This is a genomic window from Exiguobacterium sp. HVEsp1, from assembly GCF_002009685.1.
In the GTDB taxonomy this organism is placed as follows: domain Bacteria; phylum Bacillota; class Bacilli; order Exiguobacteriales; family Exiguobacteriaceae; genus Exiguobacterium; species Exiguobacterium profundum.
In genome coordinates this window covers 555,132-575,162 of the sequence record NZ_KV917367.1, presented here as the reverse complement: position 1 = coordinate 575,162, position 20,031 = coordinate 555,132, and the positions used below count along the sequence as shown (strand labels likewise).

The 20,031-nt window shown below is 48.4% G+C and carries 20 protein-coding genes and 1 riboswitch; of the genes, 5 read left to right on the top strand and 15 right to left on the bottom strand.

Annotated features, from left to right (window positions below; translation table 11 throughout):
• Positions 1-61: 61 nt before the first annotated feature.
• Positions 62-424, bottom strand: coding sequence for an ArsR/SmtB family transcription factor (locus BV910_RS02985; protein WP_015880762.1), 363 nt, complete (start codon positions 422-424; stop codon positions 62-64).
• Between the two features lie 149 nt (positions 425-573).
• On the opposite strand from BV910_RS02985, the gene yhfH reads away from it, so the two are divergent.
• Entirely contained in the window at positions 574-732 is a 159-nt protein-coding gene (yhfH, locus tag BV910_RS02980) for a protein YhfH (protein ID WP_015880761.1), read from the top strand.
• 34 nt (positions 733-766) lie between these two features.
• Here yhfH and BV910_RS02975 read toward each other — a convergent pair whose 3' ends face one another.
• From BV910_RS02975 to BV910_RS02965, 3 genes are all read right to left on the bottom strand, one after another.
• Positions 767-1,099, bottom strand: a complete 333-nt coding sequence (locus BV910_RS02975; RefSeq protein ID WP_078147891.1) for a fluoride efflux transporter FluC — start codon at positions 1,097-1,099, stop codon at positions 767-769.
• A gap of 10 nt (positions 1,100-1,109) precedes the next feature.
• Positions 1,110-1,496 carry a fluoride efflux transporter CrcB gene (gene crcB, locus BV910_RS02970; RefSeq protein ID WP_078146292.1) on the bottom strand — a complete coding sequence of 129 codons (387 nt, stop codon included), beginning with the start codon at positions 1,494-1,496 and terminating at the stop codon, positions 1,110-1,112.
• A gap of 79 nt (positions 1,497-1,575) precedes the next feature.
• Complete coding sequence (locus BV910_RS02965) at positions 1,576-2,778, bottom strand: ornithine--oxo-acid transaminase (protein ID WP_015880758.1); 1,203 nt, start codon at positions 2,776-2,778, stop codon at positions 1,576-1,578.
• Between the two features lie 155 nt (positions 2,779-2,933).
• On the opposite strand from BV910_RS02965, the gene BV910_RS02960 reads away from it, so the two are divergent.
• The gene (locus BV910_RS02960; protein ID WP_078146291.1) at positions 2,934-4,988 is read left to right on the top strand and encodes a sensor domain-containing protein; all 2,055 of its coding nucleotides are present in this window, start codon (positions 2,934-2,936) and stop codon (positions 4,986-4,988) included.
• A 17-nt stretch (positions 4,989-5,005) separates the two neighbouring features.
• Here the strand turns inward: BV910_RS02960 and BV910_RS02955 are convergent, their stop codons facing one another.
• Complete coding sequence (locus tag BV910_RS02955) at positions 5,006-6,409, bottom strand: basic amino acid/polyamine antiporter (protein WP_078146290.1); 1,404 nt, start codon at positions 6,407-6,409, stop codon at positions 5,006-5,008.
• A gap of 223 nt (positions 6,410-6,632) precedes the next feature.
• Here BV910_RS02955 and BV910_RS02950 point away from each other — a divergent pair, with 223 nt between their 5' ends.
• Positions 6,633-8,258 carry a peptide ABC transporter substrate-binding protein gene (locus BV910_RS02950; RefSeq protein WP_143404747.1) on the top strand — a complete coding sequence of 542 codons (1,626 nt, stop codon included), beginning with the start codon at positions 6,633-6,635 and terminating at the stop codon, positions 8,256-8,258.
• 357 nt (positions 8,259-8,615) lie between these two features.
• On the opposite strand, the gene BV910_RS02945 is transcribed toward BV910_RS02950, so the two are convergent.
• The 3 genes from BV910_RS02945 to ade all read right to left on the bottom strand — a co-directional run bounded on the left by BV910_RS02945 (position 8,616) and on the right by ade (position 12,665).
• A complete protein-coding gene (locus BV910_RS02945) occupies positions 8,616-10,208 on the bottom strand; it encodes a Na+/H+ antiporter NhaC family protein (RefSeq protein WP_078146288.1) in 1,593 nt (530 codons plus the stop codon).
• Positions 10,209-10,320: 112 nt separating this feature from the next.
• Positions 10,321-10,495, bottom strand: a riboswitch (Lysine riboswitch).
• 57 nt (positions 10,496-10,552) lie between these two features.
• Positions 10,553-10,837, bottom strand: a complete 285-nt coding sequence (locus BV910_RS02940) for a hypothetical protein (protein WP_078146287.1) — start codon at positions 10,835-10,837, stop codon at positions 10,553-10,555.
• Between the two features lie 118 nt (positions 10,838-10,955).
• Entirely contained in the window at positions 10,956-12,665 is a 1,710-nt protein-coding gene (gene ade / locus BV910_RS02935) for an adenine deaminase (protein WP_078146286.1), read from the bottom strand.
• 119 nt (positions 12,666-12,784) lie between these two features.
• Between ade and BV910_RS02930 the strand changes: the two genes are divergently transcribed.
• Together BV910_RS02930 and BV910_RS02925 are read left to right on the top strand one after the other, a co-directional pair.
• Positions 12,785-13,312, top strand: coding sequence for a gamma carbonic anhydrase family protein (locus BV910_RS02930; RefSeq protein WP_015880751.1), 528 nt, complete (start codon positions 12,785-12,787; stop codon positions 13,310-13,312).
• A 118-nt stretch (positions 13,313-13,430) separates the two neighbouring features.
• The gene (locus tag BV910_RS02925; RefSeq protein ID WP_078146285.1) at positions 13,431-13,616 is read left to right on the top strand and encodes a hypothetical protein; all 186 of its coding nucleotides are present in this window, start codon (positions 13,431-13,433) and stop codon (positions 13,614-13,616) included.
• A 103-nt stretch (positions 13,617-13,719) separates the two neighbouring features.
• On the opposite strand, the gene BV910_RS02920 is transcribed toward BV910_RS02925, so the two are convergent.
• The 7 genes from BV910_RS02920 to dapA all read right to left on the bottom strand — a co-directional run bounded on the left by BV910_RS02920 (position 13,720) and on the right by dapA (position 20,021).
• The gene (locus BV910_RS02920; protein ID WP_214734097.1) at positions 13,720-14,274 is read right to left on the bottom strand and encodes a nitroreductase family protein; all 555 of its coding nucleotides are present in this window, start codon (positions 14,272-14,274) and stop codon (positions 13,720-13,722) included.
• A gap of 93 nt (positions 14,275-14,367) precedes the next feature.
• Positions 14,368-15,660, bottom strand: coding sequence for a diaminopimelate decarboxylase (gene lysA, locus BV910_RS02915; protein WP_078146283.1), 1,293 nt, complete (start codon positions 15,658-15,660; stop codon positions 14,368-14,370).
• Positions 15,630-16,718, bottom strand: coding sequence for an alanine racemase (gene alr / locus BV910_RS02910; protein ID WP_078146282.1), 1,089 nt, complete (start codon positions 16,716-16,718; stop codon positions 15,630-15,632). The genes lysA and alr overlap by 31 nt, the downstream gene beginning before the upstream one ends.
• A 14-nt stretch (positions 16,719-16,732) precedes the next feature.
• Positions 16,733-17,659: a branched-chain amino acid transaminase gene (locus BV910_RS02905; protein WP_074037806.1), complete on the bottom strand. Its 927-nt coding sequence runs from the start codon at positions 17,657-17,659 to the stop codon at positions 16,733-16,735.
• A 49-nt stretch (positions 17,660-17,708) separates the two neighbouring features.
• Complete coding sequence (dapD, locus tag BV910_RS02900) at positions 17,709-18,416, bottom strand: 2,3,4,5-tetrahydropyridine-2,6-dicarboxylate N-acetyltransferase (RefSeq protein WP_078146281.1); 708 nt, start codon at positions 18,414-18,416, stop codon at positions 17,709-17,711.
• Positions 18,394-19,143 (bottom strand): 4-hydroxy-tetrahydrodipicolinate reductase, encoded by a 750-nt coding sequence (gene dapB, locus BV910_RS02895; protein WP_078146280.1) that lies wholly within the window; start codon positions 19,141-19,143, stop codon positions 18,394-18,396. Before dapB ends, dapD begins: the two co-directional genes overlap by 23 nt.
• Positions 19,140-20,021, bottom strand: a complete 882-nt coding sequence (gene dapA, locus BV910_RS02890; protein WP_078146279.1) for a 4-hydroxy-tetrahydrodipicolinate synthase — start codon at positions 20,019-20,021, stop codon at positions 19,140-19,142. Before dapA ends, dapB begins: the two co-directional genes overlap by 4 nt.
• Positions 20,022-20,031 lie beyond the last annotated feature (10 nt).

Sequence of the window (20,031 nt, the reverse complement as noted above, 5' to 3'; positions counted from 1 at the left end):
TTTTAATCGAAGACAAGTACCAAAAAAATGACCGCCCCTCGAATGGGGACGGTCATTGAACTTAAACGTCTTTTTGTTCTTCACTGTGTGTCAATGCAATTTCAACGAGCTGTCTCACATGCTCATCATCCAATGAATAATAAACGACTTTCCCTTCTTTACGATACTTTACCAACCCTTGTTCGAGTAATGTCCGTAAATGGTGAGATGCGGTCGCGTTAGAGTGACCGATAACGGCCGCCACATCGCATACACATAGTTCATGTTCGAGCGTCAACACATACAGCACTTTTAGACGGGTCGGATCAGCGAACGCTTTAAACAAACGACTGACTCGAGGCGCATCTAATTGCGCCAAGGCGGTTTGTAGCGTTGGAACGTCCTCTGATTGAATCCCAATCGTTTCACACTGTGGCACTTTCATTTTTTTCACCTCGTCTTTTGATGTGTATAGTGTAGCAAAAAATCCTGAATATATCTGTTATATATTATGGTTGACTTAATGTCATCTGTTATAATACAATCATGACAACAACCAATACTGTGACACATCCACGAAGGAGGCATTTTCATATGAATGAATGGGCGAGCCGACTCGAATCATCTGTCGAGTTTTATCAAAAACTACCGGACAAAACGTGCCAGGAATGCGGGAAGCATATGGATGAACAGTGCGAGTCATACGAAACGACTTGTGCTTCATGTACCGAGAAGCTTCAACTTGCAGAATAAAACAACGCCCCTTCGAGATGGAAGGGGCGTTGTTTCAGATTGACCAGCCGATATAAGCAGCCAGTATTCCAAACAGATATGTCGCAAGGAGATAAAGTCCGAATCGAATCCAGTCTTTTGTCGCAAACCGCATCAATTCAAGTTTCAAAGTCGAAAACGTCGTAAACGACCCTAAAAATCCAATCCCTAAAAAGAGAAGGAGCGACGGATGGCTCGTGTGGGCATATAAATACCCAAGAGCAAACGAACCCGACACATTGACGAATAATGTTGCAAATGGAAAGGTGGAATCAGACCACCGTTTCATCAGTTGACCGATAGCAAAACGACACATCGCACCAAAAAAGGCACCTGTCGCAATCCACATGATTGTCACTCTATTTCACCTCACCTTTTCGTCTCACGCCGACACGATAACCAAGCCATGAGCTCCCGAGTCCAAGCGTGATACTCAAAAAGACGTATAGAAGCGCCAACCCTATCCGACTTTCGTCTAATAATCGAATCGTTTCAACGCTAAACGTGGAGAATGTAGTGAAGGAACCAATCATTCCAGTCCCCACAATCGTGACGAATTGAGGAGAAAGTTTACCCGTTCGAAGAAACATGTGAGTCAACCACCCTAACAAAAAACTACCGCTGAGATTGATGAGCAATGTCGAAACCGGGAATGCGCTCGGTCCAATCGAATCGATCATCATACCAAGGCCATAGCGTGCCAAAGCACCGACCGCCCCTGCCAATCCGACATATATGTAAATCATCCAACTCCTCCTCCACGAAAAAGACACCTGCTAGGCAGGTGTCGATTGAACTGACTTCATTATACCAAGCTGACGCTTCTTACGAAATAGCTGCGGGAGCCAATACGGCTTCGATTGCTTCGAATGCTTGGTCGAGTTCTTCTTTCGTGATCACAAGCGGTGGTGCCAATCGAATCACGGTTTCATGTGTTTCTTTACAGAGAAGTCCCCGCTCTTTTAGCGCCTCACAATAAGGACGAGCCGACTCCGTCAACTCAATGCCGATAAAGAGTCCACGTCCGCGAACGTCACGAATCATCGGATTGTCGATCGACTTCAAGCGATCCATGAAATACGTCCCGAGTTCTAGCGAACGTTCCGGTAGGTTTTCTTCTTCTAACACTTCAAGAGCCGCGACGGAGACAGCCGAAGCAAGCGGGTTTCCACCAAACGTCGACCCGTGCGAGCCTGGGTTGAAGACCGAAAGAATCTCCTGATCAGCTGCAACACATGAGATTGGGAAGACTCCGCCTCCGAGTGCTTTTCCGAGAATATACATATCCGGTGTGACGTCTTCCCACTCGATGGCAAACCACTTTCCAGAACGACCAAGTCCAGACTGAATTTCATCTGCGACGAAGAGGACATTATGTTCTTTACAGAGCTCAGATGCCCGCTTCAAATAACCAGCCGGCGGAATGATGATTCCAGCTTCCCCTTGAATCGGTTCAACGATGAACGCCGCTGTATTCTCTGTGATCGCCGCTTCGAACGCGTCGATATCACCGTATGGCACAACTTTGAACCCTGGCAATAATGGTCCGAATCCACGCTGATATTCCGCTTCTGTCGACATCGACACAGCAGCCATCGTCCGTCCATGGAAGTTTCCTGAGCAGACGATGATTTCCGCTTGTCCCGGAATGCCCTTCACGTCATATGCCCAACGACGTGCTGTCTTCACGGCCGTCTCGACCGCTTCTGCACCCGTGTTCATCGGTAACACCATCTGTTTCTTTGTAAGCGTTACCACTTTGTCGTAAAAACGTCCGAGTTGATCGTTATAAAAGGCGCGCGACGTCAACGTGATCTTATCCGCTTGATCTTTAAGCGCCTGGATGATCTTTGGATGACAGTGTCCCTGATTGACAGCAGAGTATGCACTTAACATATCCATGTAGCGATTCCCCTCAGGATCGGTTACCCAAATCCCTTTCGCCTCCGAAATAACAATCGGTAGTGGATGATAGTTATGTGCCCCGAACTTCTCTGTCAATTCAATCACATCATGTGTTTTTGACATATTGTTTCCCCCTTATTCAAAACTATCTTACTCTTTCAGTATATGACGTCCCTCTTTCTTTTGACAATGACGAACTTAAGCATTCCTTGAATTGGCAAATTAAGGTACACTGACATTAGAATATGCTTTTCGCATGACAGATTGGAGGAAATGATGTGGCTTCATTGCGTGATTTATCGGTAGATCAGTTCATCGATGCTTTGTCTGTCCCGTGTTGTTATATTTCTCAAGATGGTACGGTCCTATTATGGAATGAACACGCCGAGATTCTATTCGGCTGGGAACGTCAAGAAGTCCTCCATCAACCGCTGCCGGTCGTCCAGCAGCTTGACCATGCACTCGAAACGTGGTCACCACTCCTCCTTCAATACCCATTCTCGACAACGGCAATGACACCGTTTCAACATAAGGATGGTTCCGTCATTTATGCGACTGCCTACTTACAATCATTTTCGCTCGAGAAAATCTATGGCTATTTTTTAGCGTTTCTCCCAAAAGGATTTGGACCTCTCATCAGTACAGAACAATTCAATCTACTTCATCATTTTCAAGAGATGATCAAACAGTCCACGCATTACTTGGCGACAAATGCGAAAGGGGAGATTGTGGATATCAACCCATCGTTATGCAGTCTACTCGATGCGACGGAGCAACAGCTAATCGGCCACGAATGGTTCAATCTCATCCATGATTCGAGTGACCAAGACAAGATTTCGCGTAACGTCTTAAAATCTCTAGCGACGAATCGAGTTTGGAACGGCGAGATGCCGATCTCCTGTAAGCAACATGAGTCAGAGCCGTGTTGGCTCAACTTGACTGTCGTACCAATTGTTAGTGAGAAGAATGAAGTGATTCAATATACCGCCTTCGGATTTGATGTGTCGGAAAAGAAACGCCTTGAAAAGGAAGTCCAGTCCCTCGCTTATCAAAATGAGTTGACCGGACTTTATAATAAGAAAGGGTTTTTACGTCGTTACGACTCCATCCTTCAGCAAATCGACGAGCGAGAAGGACTCTTTCATATTGCCTTGTTTGATATCGACCGCTTCAAAATCATCAATGAATCATTCGGCTCTCGTGTCGGGAACGAACTCCTGATTCAAATCAAGGAGCGCGCACTTCATCTCATTCCGGAATCCGCTCTTTTATTCCATCCTACGGGCGGACTGTTCGGTGTCATGTTCTTCGAGGAATCTAAGGAAGAAGTGTTCCAAGTACTCCGACATCTACAACACGAGCTGCAACGTCCGTTCCGGATTTACCATCACTCCATCATGGTATCGATTTCGATTGGATGCGTGTTTTATCCGTCCTCGGCAAGTTCGCTCGAGGAACTGTATACACGTGCTGAAAGTGCCCTCTTCAAAGGGAAACAGATTGGCGTCGGTACGATTCAATTCGTGACAAAGGATATGGATGCTGCCTTCTCTAGACAGATCCATATTGAGAAGGCGATGTATCGAGCTCTTGAAGAAAAGCATTTTTATCTTGAATATCAGCCAAAGTATGAACTCGCCACAGACCGTCTCATCGGTTTTGAGGCACTTCTTCGTTGGCATCATGAAGAACTCGGACAAATCCCGCCTTCAGAGTTCATTCCGCTCGCGGAAGAGATGGCACTCATCGTTCCCATCAACAACTGGGTCATCTTAGAGGCAACGAAACAACTGAAAGCCTGGAAAGCCGAGTTCGATCAACCGCTTTCGATGGCAATCAACATTTCGCCTAATCAATTTCGGAGTGACAGTTTTTTGAATACGTTACGAAACATCAAGCAACAACTCCAGCTCGACCCAGCAGACGTCATCTTGGAAATCACGGAAAGTCTCGTCATGCAAAAGACCGATGAAATCATCGAACGCATGGAACAAATCAAGCGCTTGAACTATCGACTGTCGATTGACGATTTTGGGACAGGTTTTTCATCCTTACAGTATTTGAAGTCCTTCCCGGTCGATGAACTCAAAATCGACAAAGTCTTTCTCGATGATTGGATGGCGTCCAAATCTCATCTCCTCGATGTCATCGTCCATCTTGGGAAGAGCTTAAATCTCCACGTCGTCGCAGAGGGAGTCGAAGATGAAGAGATGTTGGCACACTTAAAGTCGACAGACTGCGATTCTTTCCAGGGCTATTTATACGCAAGACCTGCTTCACCAAGTGTAATCGAACAATTACTCCGATCATCAAAAAACTCACCGGACGCTTGAGGCGCCGGTGAGTTTTCTTATAGGGCAATCGCGGCTGTCCAAAGTCCATAAATGCCATAGGTCGCACATAATAGAATAATCAAGGCAATCATCGACTGGGTACGGGACAAGAACGGTCGTCCTTGTTCCCGTTCTGCCAAAAGAAAGACGAAGATGCCAGGTGCGTATAGAATCATCGCAATCAAGACATACTCGAATCCTGAAGCATAGAGTAACCAGGCGGCGTATAGCGAGGCAATCCCGGAAACGACCATCATCCGTAGCGACGTCGCCCGCTTCGCCTCCATCCATCCATAGAGTGCCGAGAATAGATAAGGAACGAGTGCTGCGATTCCAGCGATGCTTGAAAGCACGAGATACGTCTGTTCTGAAAACAAGGCGATGGCCGTGACGACTTGGGTGAACGCTTGGGTGATGAATAGCGCGTTCACCGGTGTCTCATTCGCATTCAAACGGTGAAACACCTTTGGAAACACCCCATCCCGGCTCGCCACGTACGAAATCTCCGTCGCTAAAATCGTCCAGCCGAGCAATGCGCCTGTTAATGATACGAGCAGTCCGATGTTAATCAAGGTTGCGCCGAACTGGCCGACGACCGCTTCTAACACATATGCCATCGACGGTTCAGGCAACGCAGCGAGTTGCTCCTGTGTCATGACACCAAACGAGAAGATGGAAATCATCATGTAAATCAATAACGTCCCAATCAGGCCAATGACCGTGGCACGACCGACATCTTTCTTGTGACGTGCGCGCGATGACAATACGACTGCTCCCTCGATCCCGACAAATGCCCAGAGTGTGACGAGCATCGTCGACTTCACTTGTGGAAACACATCCGCCCAAACAAACCCTGTTTCTCCCCAAAAATCGACTTGGAACGTATCTATTTTAAACGCGAATAGGATCAACACGATGAACAAAATAATCGGGACGAGTTTCGCAATCGTTGTCACGATATTGAGAAGTGCCGCTTCACGCATCCCACGTGAAATGAGCCAAAATAAGCCCCAAATCAGAACGACACTCACGAACAAGCGAAACAGTCGGTGTTCTGCTGAGAATATAGGAAAAAAATAAGCCAATGTACTGAAAATCAACGTGATGTTGGCTACTGTGCCAATCCAAGCCGACATCCAGTACCCCCATCCGCTGTTGAATCCGACAAACTTCCCGAAACCTTCACGGGCATAGGCGTAAATTCCGCCTTCTAGCTCTGGCCGCGTGTTTGCTAAAAACTGAAAGACAAAGGCGAGCATAATCATGCCGACACCCGTAATCCCCCACCCAATTAAAACTGGTCCGACCCCTGCCCCTTGTGCCATGGCACCAGGCAGGTTAAACGCACCTCCACCAATCATGGTCCCGACGACCATTGCCGCAAGACCGAAAAAGCCGATTCCGGCTGAATGTTGTTTCAAGTTAACGCCTCCACTACTACTCTGTCTATACGAATAACTATACAAAAATATTGTATAATCATTCGTTGATTTTTCTATTCTACTTCCTGTAGGGATTGCTGCATAGTCATTCTAAACAAGTTTATATTTTCGGATAATTTGAAAAATTCCATTGCATATTCATGTCAGATGTAGTTTAATTACAACATATTCTAAATTATCAGAATTTTCGGGAGGTTGTATGATGCGTAATAAAAAATGGTTAGCGTTATCGGGGGTCGCATTATTGGCGACGGCAGCTTGTAGCACAGGGGATGACTCATCAAGTTCAGAAGGTTCATCTTCGAGCGATGCGAAAAAAGAAGTCACAATGGTATCGGCGACGGACTTGCCGCAGCTCGATCCGACACTGACAACAGACTCGACATCGATCATCGTGACAAACAACGTGTTCGAAGGATTGTATCGTCTAGATGAGAACAACCAACCGACACCGGGGATTGCCGAAGATGTCGAAGTATCTGAGGATGGACTTACATACACGTTCAAGTTACGTGACGCAAACTGGTCAGACGGTTCTCCAATTACAGCTGAAGACTTCGTTTACTCTTGGAAACGTGCCCTCAATCCTGAAACAGGTGCGGAGTATGCCTACATTCTTCAAGACTTGAAAAACGCCAACAAAATCCTTGCGGGTGAAATGTCGCTCGACGACCTCGGCGCAAAAGCGATTGACGAGAAAACGCTTGAAGTACAATTGGAAGCACCAGCCCCTTATTTCTTAGGTTTGACTGGATTCCCAACATATATGCCGCAAAAACAAGAGTACGTCGAAGAGCAAGGCGAAGAGTTCGCAACATCTGTCGACAAGACACTCTATAATGGACCTTACGTCTTGAGCGAGTGGCAAGACAATTCAGGATGGGTTTACAAGAAGAACCCTGAATATTGGGATGCTGAAAACGTCAAGATGGACACGATCAACGTCAAAGTCGTAAAAGACGTATCGACTGGGGTCAACTTGTTCGAGTCGGGTGAAGCGGACTACACGCTCCTCTCTTCTGAATTCGTTCCGCAATTCGAAGACAGCGACGAGTTCAAAACGCGTGCCGATGCTCGAATCAACTTCCTTCGTTTCAACCAAAAGAACGAAGCGCTCCAAAACGTCAACATCCGGGAAGCACTTGCGAAAGGATTCGACAAACAGAGTGTGACAGATGTCATCTTAACAGATGGATCGCAACCGGCGAACTATATCGTAGCGAAAGACTTCACGTTCACAGAAGACGGAGCTGACTTCCGTGAGAAGTATCCAGACCTCCTCAACTACAACGTAGATGAAGCAAAAGCCGCGTGGGAAAAAGGATTAGAAGAATTAGGTGTTGAAACAATCGAACTCGAGTTCCTCTCACGTGACGAAGAAGCGTTCAAGAAAGTGAACGAGTTCATCAAAGGCGAACTTGAGAAGAACTTGCCTGGTTTGACACTTAACATCAAACAGCAACCGTTCAAAAACTTCCTTGATCTTGAAGGGAAAGGCGAATATGACGTTTCTGCAGCTGGTTGGGGCCCTGACTATCAGGATCCGATGACATACCTCGACATGTGGGTCACAGACGGACCGTTTAACCGTATGGAGTACTCGAATGACGAATATGATCAGTTGATTCAATCTGCGAAGAAAGAAGCCGATCAGATGAAACGTTGGGAAGCAATGCAAGAAGCAGAACGTATCCTTCTCGAAGAAGACTTTGCCATCGCTCCGATTTATCAAAAAGGTGAGGCATACTTAGAGCGTTCAAACATCGAGAACATGTACCGTCACCCGTTCGGTGCCGATGCAAGTTTCAAGTGGCTTGACGTGAAATAATGATTGTAACCTCCTTGATTCCTACATGGACCAGGGAGGTTTTTCTGTCGTGAAAGTCTCTCTATAAAGAGTTTGACACTGCGGTTCACCTTATTAGCTGTCACGATTTGCATCATGAATGTATCTGGATTGGATGACTTGAACATCTTAATGTTTTGATTTCGCCTCCATTTTGGTTGCTCGAGACACCTTGGTTTTCTTTATACGTCATTCATCTTCATTACCACAGCCTATCACTGTACATCATAGTTCCCTTTTGGTTCATTCTCGGTAAACTACTCGACCGTCTCACTTATGCAGTGACGACCGCACATAAAAAATGACTTCCATCGATTTGATGGAAGTCATTTTCATATATCACGCCTCACGCTTTGCGCGAAGTTCTGCAGGTACTTTCCCACGTTTTGAAATCACTTCTGCGACTCCTACCAATACGATAAACGAAATCAATGCAGCGAAGAATCCGATCCAAATCGATGCTGTAATCCCGAGCACCAAGTAACCGATCGCTGACACGACCGCTGCAAGAATAGCATACGGCAATTGTGTCACCACGTGGTCGATGTGGTGCGAGCCCGCTCCTGTTGAGCTGAGAATCGTTGTATCTGAGATTGGTGAACAGTGGTCACCAAACACCGCACCGGCCAATACAGCTGCAAGTGACGCGAGAAGGAGTTCCGGTTCAACAGCCATGATCAAGTCGGCACCAATTGGAAGCATCAAACCAAATGTTCCCCAACTCGTTCCTGTCGAGAATGCCATGATTCCGGCAATCAAGAAGAGAAGGAGTGGCAAGTAAGATGCAGCGATTGTATCTGTCACGAAGCTCGCCAAGTATTCACCAGTCTTCATGTCGCTGATGACCGCAATGATTGTCCAAGCAAACAAGAGAATCAAGACAGCCGGCCACATGGCACGAACGCCTTCCCATGCCGCTTTTCCATAGTCACGCGTTGGGATTTTACGACCAATGAGAAGCAAGAATGCGACAATCAAACTGATGACAACACCCGCAACGAGTGAGCGTGTCACGTCTGTCGATTCGAAGGCTCCAATCAACGAGAAGTCTTGACCGTCAGCCGCGAGCGCTTGACCACCCGTGTAAAGCATCGCTGACACTGTCGCAATGATCAGCGTGATAATTGGTACGATCAAATCACGTACTTTTCCACCTTCGTGCTCGTGTAAATCTTCGCTCATTCCCATCGGCTTTCCTTTTGCCGAATCATACAACTCCCCTTGGAGGGCACGAAGTTCGTGCGTGCGCATCGGTCCGATGGCAAGTCCAGTGAATGCCACATATGCTGTCAAGAGTAGTGCGAAGACGGCATAGAAGTTCATTGGGATGATTTGAATGAATGCAGAGAATGAAGAATAGCTGTCAATCGAGTATTTTGCCAAAATACCCGCGATGATGGCGATGATATATGCACCCCAACTTGAAAGCGGGCTGATGACACAGACCGGTGCGGCTGTCGAGTCAATCATATAAGCGAGTTTTGCACGCGATACTTTTTTTCGGTCCGTGAGCGGTCGGCTGATGTTCCCGACGGCCAAACTGTTGAAATAATCGTCGATAAAAATCAAAATCCCAAGTCCGAACGAGACGAGACGAGCGCCACGGGCCGTCTTGACGTTTGAAGCCGCCCATTCTCCGAACGCGCGGGCGCCGCCCGACGTTTGAATGATGGATGACAAAATCCCGAGCAAGAGCAAGAACACGATCAAGAGCACGTTCCATTCGTTAATGGCCCCATCCGCCCAGAACAGTGCGATGATGTTTGTCCATAAATATTGAATCGATTCGAGCGGGTTAAAGTTGTGAAGCAATAAGACCCCTGCAATAATCCCGACACCGAGTGATGGGATGACCTTTCGTGTTGTGATTGCCATAATAATTGCAAGTAATGCCGGTACGAGTGAGAGTACCGATGTTGAATAATCTACCATGCTGAATTCCTCCTTTTTTATTAGGATGAGGCCCCCCTATGCTTAAAAAAACGCAAAGCGAGGGCATCGGCAACAAAGCCGACACCCTCGCTGGATGTTCCGTCTTTCTTAGCCGACTTGGAGCGCTCCATACGTAAATATGTATGGCAGTCCGACGGGTATTTCCCGTCAGCCCAGCACAACCCCACGGACATGGTGTTGCACTTCGGCGATCCTGCCTTTTTGTAGTCTTCATCGTTGTCATCCTCCGACTACTTACTCATCAGCATCGCACCTCTACCTCATCGATAGCACGAATATTCATTTAAAGTTACGTCTAAATTATCACAGGTTGGTGTCACATATCAATAGTTTTTTTCATCACGAATGATTCGCTTCAAGATAGCGAGTGCTTCTTGGTCATTCGTTTCCACCGCTTTAAAGAAGTCGTTGAAGAAGTGATACAACACGAATCGGTCAGCGTGAGACTTCGTCTGTTCTTTAATCGTAGAGAAAATGAGTCGTCGTAAACGACGTTTTGTCTGAGTTTCTTCTGGTAGTTCTTCGCATCGGTCCTTGAAAGCACGATATACAGAATTGATCAATTCCTCATGTTCATCATACGACCGATTGTAAGCAACTTGTTCCATCTGTAATATCCCCCCTTTCAATGTTGACCCGATGAAACTTGACGTAACTATACCAACTTCCCGTCACGCATTCAATCGTTATCGGCGGTTCTTAACAAAAATCATACGTTAGACCGAGTCAAGCGTTGATGAATGAGAACGTGGTCACGTCGAACAATCCCATATCGGTCAATTTCAAGTCAGGAATGACCGGTAAGGCGAGGAAGGACATCGTCAAATACGGATTGAAATGACGATGGGCTCCCACGACATCTAGCGCATCATTCAGCTGTTCCAGAATCTCTGCCACTTCACGATATGGTCGCTTCGTCATCAGTCCACCAATCTCGAGCGGGAGGACGGCAAGCACTTCTCCTTCCGATACGGCGACGACCCCTCCCCCTACTTTTTCAAGCGTTCTCGCCGCAAGCAACATGTCTTCCGGGCTGACCCCGGCGACGACCAAGTTATGGCTGTCATGGGCAACCGTGGCTGCTAGGGCACCTCGTTTCAAGCCGAATCCCGTTACCGGGGCAAGAGCCATATGGCCTGTCCCGTGATGGCGTTCGATGACGGCAAGCGTTGCGATATCCTGCGATAAATCTGCGCCTGATGCGTCTGGTTGGAACGTGAGACGCTGTCGTTTCGTCAACAAGCTGTTCGGAAGCACTTGAATGACATCGATTTCTTCTTCACTTGCGGCAAGTCGGAACGACTCGGCTGTCAATTCGGGTAGAGCGAGCTCACCTTTCATCGGTTTTGGCACTTCAATTCCTTCCGATTCAAACGTCGCATTCCCCTTCTCCGCGACGAGCGTACCATTCACATACACTTGTTCGATTTTTACCGATTCGACGTCTGACAAGATAACGAAGTTCGCCTTCTTACCAGGTGCGATCGCCCCGACCTCTTTTAATCCATAGGCCTCTGCGGCATGTAGACTTGCGATGGCATAGGCCGTTTCCGGCTTAACCCCTTGCTTGATGGCGGTACGGATGTTGTAGTCGATTCCACCTTCCGCGACCAAGTCATCCAAATGCTTATCATCCGTACAGAAAAGGAAGCGGTGGGCATTGCTTTCCGTAACGGCTAGGCTCACCTTCTCCACGTTCCTCGCGACGGAACCTTCCCGAATTTGAACGTAGAATCCACGTCGCACCCGCTCGATCGCCTCTTCTGCAGTCGTACATTCATGGTCCGTCATGATTCCTGCAGAACGATATACATTCAATTGATCAGGGTTGAGCCCTGAAGCATGTCCATCCACAACTTTACCCGCTTGTTCCGTCTGTGCAATCTTTTGAAGCATGTCTTCACTTCCGGCTTCAACCGAAGGATAGTCCATGACCTCGCCTAGGCCATGCACCCCTGGATCTCCTAAAAACGGGGCCAAATCTTCTGCATACAGTTTTGCGCCCGCATGTTCGAACGGTGTCGCTGGTACACAACTCGGTAGCATCATGCGGACGTCGAGTGGAAGTCCTTTCGCATCCGCTAACATGTACTCAATCCCAAGTGCTCCGTTCACATTCGCGATCTCATGTGGATCGGCAATCACGGTCGTGACGCCAAGCGGTAAGACTGCTTTCGCAAATTCATGCGGGGGGACCATCGATGACTCGATATGGACGTGCGAATCGATAAAGGACGGCGCAAGCGTCCAGGTCGGATCGTGATACTCGACCTCTCCATCGTACCCATCCCCAATAGCCACGATATATCCTGCGTCGATGGCGACGTCTGTACGAATCGTCTCACGACTGTACACGTCAATCACTGCGACGTCTTTAAAGACGACGGCCGCTTTCTTTTTCTTTGCGGCGATGTCAATCAAATGTTGTTTCTCCATCTTTCGATCTCCTTATTCAACGTATTTTAACTATCTTACCAAGAATATTCTTTTCGTTGCAATTTCTTTTTCAAGTTGTGCGACAATGATAACATATCCGTCTGAAAGGGGTTACAACGATGCAATACAAATTAGGAGAGTTGACACCAAAAGTCGACCCGACGACTTATCTCGCACCAGGGGCACATGTGATTGGAGATGTGACCATCGGCGCGCACTCGGGAGTATGGTTCAATACCGTCATCCGTGGAGACGAAGGACCCATTCGAATCGGTTCTTACGTCAACATTCAAGATGGTTCGATGATCCACCAATATGAAGGCTCACCGACCATCATCCATGATCGTGTCTCGATTGGTCATATGGCGATGATTCACGGCTGTGAGATTGAAGAAGACTGCTTGATTGGCATGCACGCCACCGTGCTCGATGGGGCGAAGATTGGAAAAGGGTCCTTTGTCGCTGCCGGTGCGCTCGTCACACCGAACATGCAGATTCCTGAAGGGGTGATGGTCATGGGCGTCCCAGCAAAAGTCGTTCGTCCATTAAACGATGAAGACCGTTTTATCATGGAGAGAACGGTCAAGAAATATGCGAAACGTGCCGAACAATATAAAGAGACGTGCATTCCAATTCGCGAATCATAATATTTGTGAAAGCGTTTACAAGATTCATAAAATGTTAACGTTTCTCTCGAATTTTCTACATAGTTCCTTTGTATACTGAAGGTGTAGCCAAGCTGATGTATTGAAAGGAGCCCACTCTATGTATCCGAACCATGATCAACTCATGCTAGACCTGTACGCCTCATCCATCAATCCAAGTTATGGCCTTCATATCGATGATTCATTCGATGATGTCCTTCATGGCGCACATCGAGAGGTTTGGGAACGTATGCATTTGGATAATAATAGAGAAGAAGATTCTAAAAATGGAGGAACGACTGGATGATTCCAACGACTGTGATTCAAGATTGGCTCGCAACAAAATTAAAACGATAACTGACCGATATATAGAGCAAGCGAGCGATGGAAATCCAATCGCTCGCTTTTTATTATTCAAACATGATGAGATGGGAATCAATCGGTTGTCGCGCTTTCGGTGCAGGGATATCTTCTGTGTCATATTTCCCGATTTGCAGGAGACCGATAAACGTCTCGCCCTCAGCCCCAATCATTTCCTTCAACCGTGCATCATCGAACAGCCCACCTGTCCGCCAGACCATTCCAATCTCCTGTTCACTTAAAAGCAGTTGAACATTTTGAATGAATGTCGCCGTCGCGAGCAACGCGTCACGATTCCCTTTATCCGTCTCAAAATGTTTTGCCGTCACATACATACAGGCCGCCGCATTTAAGATTCGTCCCGTCACTTTTTCGCGTTGCCCTTCTGACGCCTCCGAGAAGGCTGGTTCGAGCGCATCGAGTAACACTTGCTTCCCGTCTCCATTGAACACATACACGTTCCATGGCTCGACTTTATTGTGAAATGGTGCATGATGTGCCGATTGCAACACTTCATAAAGCACTTTCGTATCGATTGGTTCTTCCTTGAACATACGGACCGTACGTCTTTCTTCAATTAACTTTTGTGCTGCTGTCTTTGTCATGACCGTCACTTCCCCTTTTTTTCTCTTCTCTATCATAATTGAAAAACGTTCTCATTTCAAAATCAAAAAAAGACTACAGATTGCTCTGTAGCCTTACGTCGATTGACCAATGACTTCACATGCCACCAAGTCTTCAAACGTTTGGCGACGGACGACAAGTCGATGTGCCCCGTCCTTCACGAAGACAACAGCTGGACGAAGCATTTGGTTATAGTTGCTCGCCATCGAGAAATTGTATGCTCCCGTCGCTTTGACAAGTAATAAGTCACCTGGTGTGACCGAAGGGATCAATGAGCGGTTCGAGATGATGTCTCCCGACTCACAGCACGCTCCGACTATTTTTGCCTCGAGCGTCTTCTCTTCATTCATCCGTGTCGCTGCCACGACCTCATACTCTGCGTCATACAATGCCGGACGGATATTATCCGTCATCCCGCCATCGACAGACACGAATGTACGAACGCCGCTCACTTCTTTGACGGTCCCCACCTCATACAGCGTGGCACCCGCATTGGCGACGAGCCAACGTCCTGGCTCAATCCCGATTTTCGGAAGTGGCAATTCACGTGCCTCGACCTCTTCGACCAACGTCTCCATGACTTGCTCCATCGTCTGGGCAAAATCGAGATATTCGTCTTCATCCAAGTAAGCGACGCCGAAGCCCCCACCGATGTTCAAGACGTCCGTCGTATAGCCGGTTGCCTGACGAATCGTATCCATAAAGCGCACCATCGTCTTCACCGTATTGATGAAGAGGGTCGGATCTTGAATTTGAGAACCGACGTGACAGTGAATCCCCTTCAACTGTAAGTGCTCGGCTTCTAACGTCGCACGAATCGCGTCTAAATACGTGTCGTCATGTGTCGGGAAACCGAATTTTGTATCAACCCCACCCGTTTGAATCGCCGCATGGGCACCTCCGACAACTTGAGGGACAATGCGGAGAAGCACATCGACTTCACGATTGTATTCAGCCGCAAGTCCTGACAAGAGGCTGATTTCTCGCATATTATCGATGGTAAAGTGTGTAATCCCCTGTTCGAGCGCGTATGTGATATCCAAAATCGTCTTGTTTGAGCCGTGAACGTGAATGCGCTCTGCCGGTACACCAGCATGCAGCGCCACGTACATCTCACCTCGCGAGACGACGTCGATGCTCATTCCTGCCGCCATGACTTTTTCATACACGGCCGCAATCGATAACGCTTTTGACGCGTATAACGCATACGTGTTCGAATACTTGTCTAGAAACGCATTCTGGACAATTCCAAGACGACGCTCTAGTTCTGGTTCACTCATGATATACAATGGTGTCCCGTACGTCGCTTGAAGTTCACGGACGGACACGCCTTCGATCAAACATTCTGATTGATTGGTGGTGTACATACAATTCCTCCCTCAAAGCGATGTGGGACACGCCACGAACGAGCACAGAGCTGTTCTGAATTGTTGGCATAACCAACACGTGTCACGTCATCGATTTTCGTTTCGATCCCATATAATGCGACGCGGTCGCCGATTTGTACGTCTTCGTCCACTTTAATGAAGCTATGGCTCATAAAGATGTTGCTGACGAATGGATAGGCTTTTCCTGAAATGTGAACGGGTAAATGACGTCTCGCTCGCATCAATCCATCCCCATATCCGACGGGTAAGACAGCAATCCGTTCTTTCGATTCCGCGGTATATCCCGTTCCATACCCGACATGAGCCCCCGCTTCGATGTCGTGGACGGCAACCACTTCTGTCTCCCAATAAAACGCAGGTACGAGCCACTCAACCGGCTCAACCGATGAATAACCGTATAAGAAAATACCGACACGCACATGTGTGCAATGGTGCAAGCGCGAGTCGTCTTGAAGCGTGGCCGCACTATTTGCCGCATGGATCAGTTCAAACGTATGACGTTCCATCAAACGTGTCGACCAGTCGGCAAAGCGTTCGACTTGGACGCTATGCTCGACTTCGGCATTGTCCGCATCCGCGAGCGGAAAATGTGTACATAGTCCGACAAGGTTCAATCCTTCATTTTGGCAGAAGGCGACGATCTGTAGCGCTTCTTCAAACGTTTTGGCACCGAATCGGTTCATACCGACGTCCAATTTCAAATGAAGGCGAACGCCATCGAGATGCTCACGCTGTGAAACGAGCCATTCATACGAGCCGATTGCGACGTCAAATTCATGGGTATGCACGTGTTCCCACGTGTATATCGGATTCATGACGAGGACGCGAGCCGACTCTGCATGCGCTCGCACTTCAATCGCTTCTTCTAACGTGGTCACCATGAAGTGACGGACTCCTTCATCATACAAAGTCGTCACAACTGGCTCCATTCCTAGGTTATAGGCATTGTTTTTCACGACCGCAAACACGGGGCGCCCGAGCGCTTCAATCCGGCGTTTGTTTTCGCGAATCGCATTTAAGTCAATTGTGACTCCCATCGTGCAAAACTCCTTTACTCTGTTACTGCTGATTTCACGAACGTGATCCAATCGCGGTGTTCCGGAAGCTGTCCTGTTACGGCTTCACGATAGCGTGTCAACATTTCTGTCGCAACCGTCTGGACACCTCCACCAATCGAGATATGGTCGACCTCGATGACGCTCGTCACCTCGGCTGCCGTTCCCGTTAAGAAGATTTCATCAGCCACATAGAGCTCATCGCGTCCGATATGGCGCTCGACGATTTCATAACCGGCCTCGCGAGCCAATTGCATCACCGTTTGACGTGTGATGCCATCGAGTACAGAACAGTCAAGGGACGGTGTCGTAATCGTTTTTCCTTTCACGAGGAAGATGTTCGCGACACTCGCCTCACTGACGTTTCCGTTCATATCAAGGGCAATCGCTTCGTCGAATCCGTCACGGAGCGCCTCTCCTTTTAATAGCTGTGAGTTCATATAGTTCGATGCAGCTTTCGCTTGCATTGGCATCATGGTAGAAGACACGCGGCGATACGAGGCCACTTTCGCTCGAATCCCGACCGTCTTGTTGAAATATTCACCGAGCGGCCAACACGAGATGGCAACATGTACCTTCGTCTCAGCAGTCGGCATAAGTGCCTGCCATGGTGTTCCAAGGAAGACGAACGGACGGATGTAGCATGCTTCAAATCCGTTTCGCTCAATCAATTCCATCGTGGCTTGTTCGAGTTCATCTACCGTATACGGTAGCGTGACGTGGTAGTATGCACACGAGCGAACAAGTCGCTCCAAGTGTTCACGTAATCGGAAGATAGCAGGACCTTCCTCCGTGTGATACGCGCGAATCCCTTCAAAGAACCCGCTTCCGTAATGAATCGCGTGTGTCATGATACTCGTGTTTGCGTCAGTCGGCTCAATCCAAGCCCCGTCTTTCCACATCCATTGTCCATACTGTTCCATAATGCAACTCTCCCATTCCTCATTATTTATATTTTCTGTCTATTATACGTTAGAGAGAGCGTAAGTCATCAACAAGTTGCGTTTTTTCAGAAGTTTTTTCATCTTTCTGTTTGATGATTCGTGCAGGTGTTCCCGCAACGACAACACCTGGAGGGACGTCTTGTGTGACGACACTTCCTGCCGCGACAACTGCGTTTTCACCGACGCGAACGCCTTCTAAGATGACTGCGTTCGCCCCAATCATGACACCATCCTCGATGATGACCGGATCTTTTGAAGGTGGTTCAAGAACCCCTGCGACCACGGCACCTGCGCCAAGGTGAACGTTCTTCCCGAGCGTTCCGCGTGCTCCGATGACAGCGTTCATATCGACCATCGAACCATCTCCGATGACCGCTCCGATGTTGACGACAGCTCCCATCATGACGACCGCGTTGTTGCCGATTTGAACGTGATCTCGGATGAACGAGCCTGGTTCGATTCGGGCATTGAGTTGTGTCGTATCGAGCATCGGTACAGCACTGTTGCGACGATCATATTCAAGATGAGAATCTGTGATGACCGATGCATTGGCTTCTAAGAATGCCACAGCGCGTTCTGCCGTCGTCAAAAACAGTTTCGACTCATCCGTTCCGAATGCTTTCGCTTCCTCGATTTCAAGACCCGCCAATTGACCGTTGACGTAAAGCTTAACTGGTGTTTCCTTCTTAGCATCTTTAATATATTGTGCGATTTCATAAGCGTTTGTGAGTAACATGAGTAGCCTCCTCGTATAAGTTCGATAGATTATAAAGTCCTGCCGGGCGATCGATGATCGTTGCCGCAGCGGCAAGGGCCCCGTTTGCAAAGACGCGTTTCGATAACGCAGTATGTTTCAGTTCAATCATTTCATCATCTCCGGCGAAGAGCACGGTATGCTCACCGAAGATCGTGCCACCCCGAATGGAATGCATCCCCAACTCTTCGGTAGCACGCGCTTCCCGACGTGACGTTCGTTCGTAAATCGGTGTCACGTCACGCTTCGCTTCGATGGCACGTGCCAATAATTCTGCCGTCCCGCTTGGTGCGTCCACTTTCTTCCGATGATGTGCCTCAATCACTTCAATATCATATCCGAGAGTGAGCGGGACAAGTTGGTCGAGCAACTGTTTCAACAGTGCAATCCCATATGAGGTGTTATAAGACTGAAAGATTGGGATCTCTTGTGAAGCCGTCTCGATCTCGGCCAATTCTTCCGGTGTGAAGCCCGTCGTCGCAATGACGAGCGGAATATTGCGCTCCCGTCCGAATGCGAGTAAATCAGGGAGTAACGCCGGGTTCGAAAAGTCGATCACGACATCGACGGGTACGTCCACCTCATTCAGAGTCGCCGTGTGCTCGTCACTTCCCGGTGAGACGATTGCCGTGACGTTCACACCTTGCGCATGAGCGACCTCTTCGACAATCCGTCCCATTGCGCCGAATCCGTGGATGAGAACGTTCATTGTCTCACCTCATTGAATTGCTCCATCGTCGACAGTAATTTCGCTTCAGCCGTCGCGCTCATCGGAACGAGCGGTAGGCGTGGTGCGCCGACTTCAAAACCTCGCGCTTGAAGCGCCGCCTTCACCGGAATCGGATTCACTTCAGCGAAGAGTTCATCGATGACTGGGAGCAAGCGAATTTGCCACGTGCGAGCCGTCTGTAAATCACCTGCCAACAGCGCTTCTGCCAACGCGACCGTCGCTCCCGGATAAACGTTTGATAAAACGGAGACGACACCTTGTGCGCCCCAAGCCATGTATGGCAAGATTTGATCGTCATTTCCACAGTAAACGGTGAACCCTTCCGGAATATGGGCCATCATCTGCGCCATGACCGAGATATCCCCACTCGCTTCTTTCAAGGCCGTGATACGTGGATGTTCTGCGAGCTCACCGACCGTTTCCGGTGCCAAGGCGACACCCGTCCGTGACGGAACATTATAGAGCATGAGTGGAATCGGTGACGCATCCGCAATCGCGGTAAAGTGAGCAATCAGCCCGGCCTGGGTCGACTTGTTATAGTATGGTGTGACGACCATCGCCAGCTCCGCACCAAGTTCGGCGGCCCGTTTCGTTTTTTCGATACTGACTGCTGTATTGTTCGACCCGGTCCCCGCGATGATCACGGCTCGACCGTTTGCGACCTCAACCGCTCGAACGAGCAATGTCTCAAACTCGTCATCAGTGATTGTCATCCCTTCGCCGGTCGTCCCGCCGATGACGAGACCCGTCACGCCTTCTTTGATTTGGTCTTCAATTAATGCTGCCCATGCTTCTAGATTCAACTGCCCATTTTCTTGAAACGGGGTAGCTAGTGCTGTCGCCACTCCTGTGAACATGTCATCTCCT